Source organism: Paraconexibacter sp. (genome assembly GCF_041602235.1).
GTDB lineage: Bacteria > Actinomycetota > Thermoleophilia > Solirubrobacterales > Solirubrobacteraceae > Paraconexibacter.
On the sequence record NZ_JBFIGP010000292.1, the window covers coordinates 1 to 4,664 of the forward strand.

Sequence of the window (4,664 nt, forward strand, 5' to 3'; positions counted from 1 at the left end):
CGCCGAGCGCCCCTTGAGGGTGATCCTGGGCGTGCGATCACCGAAGTCGACGCGCACGTACTTCAGGCCGGAGCGACCGGTGCCGTTGCGGACGTCGTCGGCGGTGAGCCTGAACTTCAGGGTCTTGCCCGCCTTCCGGGTCCCGGAGATCCTGACCGCGAGCTCCGGCGCGGTGCCGTCGACCCGGATGGTCGACGTCTTGGTCGTCGCGGTCTGCCCGCGGCGGTCGGTCGCCACGACCCGGACCTTGTGCGCGCCGTCGGTCAGCTTCACCAGGGGCTTGAGCTTCGTGTCCTGCGTGGTGCCGACGTCGACGCCGTCGATCTGCACCGAGTAGGTGAGCGGTCCCCACAGCTCGAACGACGGCTGCCAGGACAGCGGCGGACGCAGATAGCGGCGGTACTTCGAGGTCGTGTACACGCGGAACCGCCCGGGGACGCGGTCGAACGTGGCCGACATCAGCCGCCGGTTCTCGCCGGTGCCCTGGACGTAGAGGACCACGAGGTCGCCGGCCCGGTTGGACGCGCCGTCGAAGCCCGCCGTCGGATCGACCGCACCCAGGCCGGGGTCCGACAGCGGGATCTCCGCCGCCGGCGGCCCGACGTCACGCTTGGTCACGTCGATGTCCCACCCGCGGACACGGACCTGTGCGGCGCCGGGAACCCCCTGCAGCCACGCGAGGTAGCCGTCACCGGTCTCGGGGAACGCCGGGAACGGCTGCGGTGCGACCGCGTTGCCGGTGTCGAATCGGTACGCCGGGAAGATCTTGTCGTCGTGCACCGGGGTGCCGATCGCCCCGGCAGCCCCGACCGAGGCGGCGGCGATGATGCCCTCGCCGCGACCGTTCAGCGCGACGCGGGGCGTCGTCGCTGCCTCGCCGGTGCCGAAGGCGACCCCGTCCGCCGTGAAGGGCTCCTCGAACTGCGATCCGCGCAGGCGACGGGTGATCACACGGGTCCTCAACGCCACCCCGTCCAGGAACGCCTGGCGGAACGCCACCCACGCGTAGCTCGAGTCGTCCTCGATGTCGAGCGACGGCAGGTCCGCGTCGCGACCGGCCCGCCCCTCGAGCTCGGACAGCGTCAGATCCTGCGGTGCGACGGAGATGCGCTCCCTGAAGACGCGACGTGCGTAGACGTGGGTGCGGCCGTCGTCGCCGGTCTCGCCCCACACGACCAGCCCGGTGCCGTCGGCGGAGATGGCGACCTGCGAGCGCTTGGTGCCGTCCCCCGCATCGCGGGCCGGCGTGATGTCCAGCGTGTCCGGCAGCACGTTGAACTGCGTGCCGCGGCGCTCCAGGTGGGCGACGCGGACGTCCGCCGCCGACGCTCCCGGGGCGGTGAAGGACAGGTAGGACGCGCCGTTGATGGACATGTCGATGGCGGGGTTCGAGGCACCCGCGGCCACCAGGGTCGGCGCCGTGAACGTCGGGGCGCCGTCGAGCCGGGTGACCACGAACAGCGACCCCCCGCTCACGAACGCCACCGCGGCCTTGCCGCCATCCGCTGCCGCGACCACCGGCTGGGCGGACGCGGAGGGAAGTGACGCGTCGACGCGCTCCGGTGGGCTCCAGACGCCACGCGCGATCCGCGAGACGAAGACGTGATCGACCCCACCGTCGCGCTTGACGTAGGCGACCGCGCCGGTCCCGTCACGCGCGATGTCCACGTCCCCGAGCCGCACGATGTCCGCCGTCGGGCCGTCGATCGGCTCCCCCGGGAAGTAGGCGGCGGAGGCGACCGCGGGCAGGGTGAGCACCGCCGTGAGCGACGCGATCAGGACTGGAACGACTCGGCGGGACATGTGCTGGTGGTTCTCCATGTGCGGATCCGTGTGCGGGGTGCGCCGGGCCGTAGCCCATCACGCCGGGCGGTCGGGGCGCTGCGGTTCCGAGGTTGCAACCGACGAAGGACCCCGGAGTTACGGCTGTCGGCGACGGTTTCCGTCGACCGTCACGTCGACGCCACGATGCCTTCGGACGCGGCCTCGGCCAGGAAGGCGGCAACCTCCTCGGCGATGCGGGCATCGTCCCAGCCCAGCTCGGGCGCCATCGCCCTGGCGACGCGCTCGGCGGTGACGCCAGAGGGCTCGGCGACCTGACGGGCGGCCGTGAGGCCCAGGCGAGTCCGGCGCAGGAGCACGTCGCCGACGTTGCGGGCCTGCTCGCGCCGGGCCGCGTGCACGACCTCGGCCAGGAGATCGACCGGACCGTCGGCCACGACCGGCTGGGCGAGCTCCCCGCGCTCGGCGGCGATCCGCAGCACGTCGTGGGCGGCATGGCCGTAGCGTCCGGCGAGCTGCTCGTAGGCCTCCTCCGGCACGCCCTCGACCCGCGGCAGCTCGTCGGCGGCCACCGCGAAGCCGAGCGGGATCTCGTGGGTGCGGCACGGCGCGTCGCGCGCGTCGCGCTCGACGAGACGATCGACCGCCATCTTGGCCATGCGCCGCCAGGTGGTGAGCTTCCCCCCGGTGATCGTGATCATCCCGCTGGAGGTCTCGTAGAGCTCGGCCTTGCGCGAGATGTCGACGGACTTGCCCGGATCGCCCGTGGAGATCAGGGGCCGCACGCCCGCGAAGGCCCCGGTGATGTCGGCCGTGCCGAGGCTGGTGCCGAAGAACCCGTTGGTGGCCTCCAGGAGGTACTCGAGGTCCTCGGGCGCCGGCTGGACGTGGTCCAGGCCGTGCTCGTCCTCGGGGTCGAAGTCGTTGTCGGTCGTCCCGATCAGGGTGCTGCCCAGCCACGGGAGCGCGAAGATCGTCCGGCCGCCCCCCGCGGGTACGATCGCGCCGCTGACGAGCGGCACGTCGCGGGCCGACAGCGTGATGTGGGTTCCGCGCGACGGCCGGATCCGCGGCACCTCCGCCTCGTCGTGCAGCTCGTCGGGACGCAGCCGGTCGGCCCATACACCGGTCGCGTTCACGACGTTCTCCGCGCGGACCGGGAAGGTGTCGCCCGTGGCCACGTCGCGCACGTGCACCCCGGCGGTCCGCCCGTCCTCGTCGAGCAGCTCGGTCACCTCGAGTCCGTTGCAGCACACCGCGCCGAAGCGCTCGGCCTCGGCGAGGACGGTCATCACCAGGCGGCTGTCGTCGGTCTGGCAGTCGTAGAACAGGTAGCCGGACGTCGGTTCGCGGTCCGCCAGCGCGGGAAGGCGCTCGACCACCTCCTCGCCGCTGATCACCCGGTGGCGATCCGGTGCCCAGTCGGCGAGCCCGTCCCCGTCGAGATCCTCGACCGCCTCTCCCCGGCCGCGGCGGCCGCGGCGAAGGCGGACCTTGTCGAGCGACATCACGTCGTACAGGTTCAGCCCGGCGCCGACCTTCATGTCGAGGCGCTCGTCGTTGAAGGCCGCGACGACGAGCGGGAGCGGCTTCACGAGATGCGGCGCGAGCCGGACCATGATCTGGCGCTCGAGCAGGGCCTCGCGGACGAGGCCCAGGTCGAAGTTCTGGAGGTACCGCAGGCCCCCGTGGACGAGCTTGGAGCTGCGGCTGGAGGTACCGGAGGCGAAGTCCGCCCGCTCGACGAGCGCGACGCTGTACCCGCGCGTGGCCGCGTCGAGCGCGACCCCGGCCCCGGTGATGCCGCCGCCGACCACCACGACGTCGAAGCTGTCCGCCGCCAGCGCGGCGATCGCATCCTCTCGGGAGATCACCCGGCGAGTCTATAAACCGCCTGCGATCGTCAAGTCGCCGCGCGGTCTGCCGATAGGTGCAACATGAGGTACATCTCGGTCCGTGCCCTCGGCCTCGGCGCCCTCGCGTGCGCCGCCGTCGGGTTCCCCGCATCCTCGGCGGCCGCCGCACCGTCGCAGGCGCGTGCGCTCGGGCTGCCGCTGCCCGACGTGGGGCAGGTCGTCACGTCGATCGGCACGACGGCCGGTGGCACCGCGGACGCGATCCTGCCGGGGACCGGGACCCTGGTCACCGGGACCACGGGCGCTGTCGGCGGGATCATCACCGGGACGACCACGACGGTCACCACGACGGTCGACCAGACGCTCGGCGGCATCCTCGCCGGCTCCGGGCTCGGCACGGTGCCCGTTCCCGGGACCGGCGGCGGGAGCACCGGTGCTCCGACCGGGGGAACCCCGACCGGCGGCCTGCCGACCGACGCGCTGAACACGCTCCTGCAGACGCTCGGCATCCCGGCGTTCGGCGGGCCGGGCAGTGGCCAGGCGGTCGCTCCCGACGGGTCGATCGTCCTCGACGACCGGGCCCCGGCCGTGCGGTTCAAGGTGCTCTCCAGCCTGCGCGGCGTCAAGGCGCTCGGCAAGCTCAAGCTCCTCGTCACCACGGACGAGCCCGGCATCGTGGCGCTCACCAGCGCGATCCGCCCCGGACCGGCCGTCAAGCGGACGACCTCCTCGAAGCGCAGGAAGGCGACCTCGAGCGCCACGAAGCACTCGCGCAAGGTGATCCACATCCCCGCCGCCACGCTGGGGTTCCGGAAGGCCGGTCGGCTGAAGGTCACGGTGCAGCTCTCCCGCACCGCGCAGCGCAACCTGGGCAACAGCCGCAATGCGCGGATCTCGGTCGGGCTCCTGGCCGCCGACGCCGCGCGCAACCAGGTCGCCAAGCGCCTCAAGCAGACCGTGAAGCGCTGAGCGCGCGTCAGCCGGGTCGGCGCCAGACCTCCCAGTGCTCCCCCTGGTGGGCGAGCC

3 protein-coding genes are annotated in these 4,664 nt (G+C 72.9%); 1 reads left to right on the top strand and 2 read right to left on the bottom strand.

The annotated features are described in order from the left end of the window. Together ABYE80_RS17325 and ABYE80_RS17330 are read right to left on the bottom strand one after the other, a co-directional pair. The coding region (locus tag ABYE80_RS17325; RefSeq protein WP_372791558.1) for a hypothetical protein at positions 1–1,821 on the bottom strand (1,821 nt) is incomplete at its 3' end. Positions 1,822–1,952: 131 nt separating this feature from the next. Next, positions 1,953–3,656, bottom strand: coding sequence for a glycerol-3-phosphate dehydrogenase/oxidase (locus ABYE80_RS17330; RefSeq protein ID WP_372791559.1), 1,704 nt, complete (start codon positions 3,654–3,656; stop codon positions 1,953–1,955). A 63-nt stretch (positions 3,657–3,719) separates the two neighbouring features. Between ABYE80_RS17330 and ABYE80_RS17335 the strand changes: the two genes are divergently transcribed. Further along, entirely contained in the window at positions 3,720–4,607 is an 888-nt protein-coding gene (locus ABYE80_RS17335; protein ID WP_372791560.1) for a hypothetical protein, read from the top strand. Positions 4,608–4,664 lie beyond the last annotated feature (57 nt).

What these genes read in the sequence shown, in the direction of transcription:
- ABYE80_RS17335 (WP_372791560.1), top strand. Translation starts at nt 3,720, where the DNA reads ATGAGGTACATCTCGGTCCGTGCCCTCGGCCTCGGCGCCCTCGCGTGC.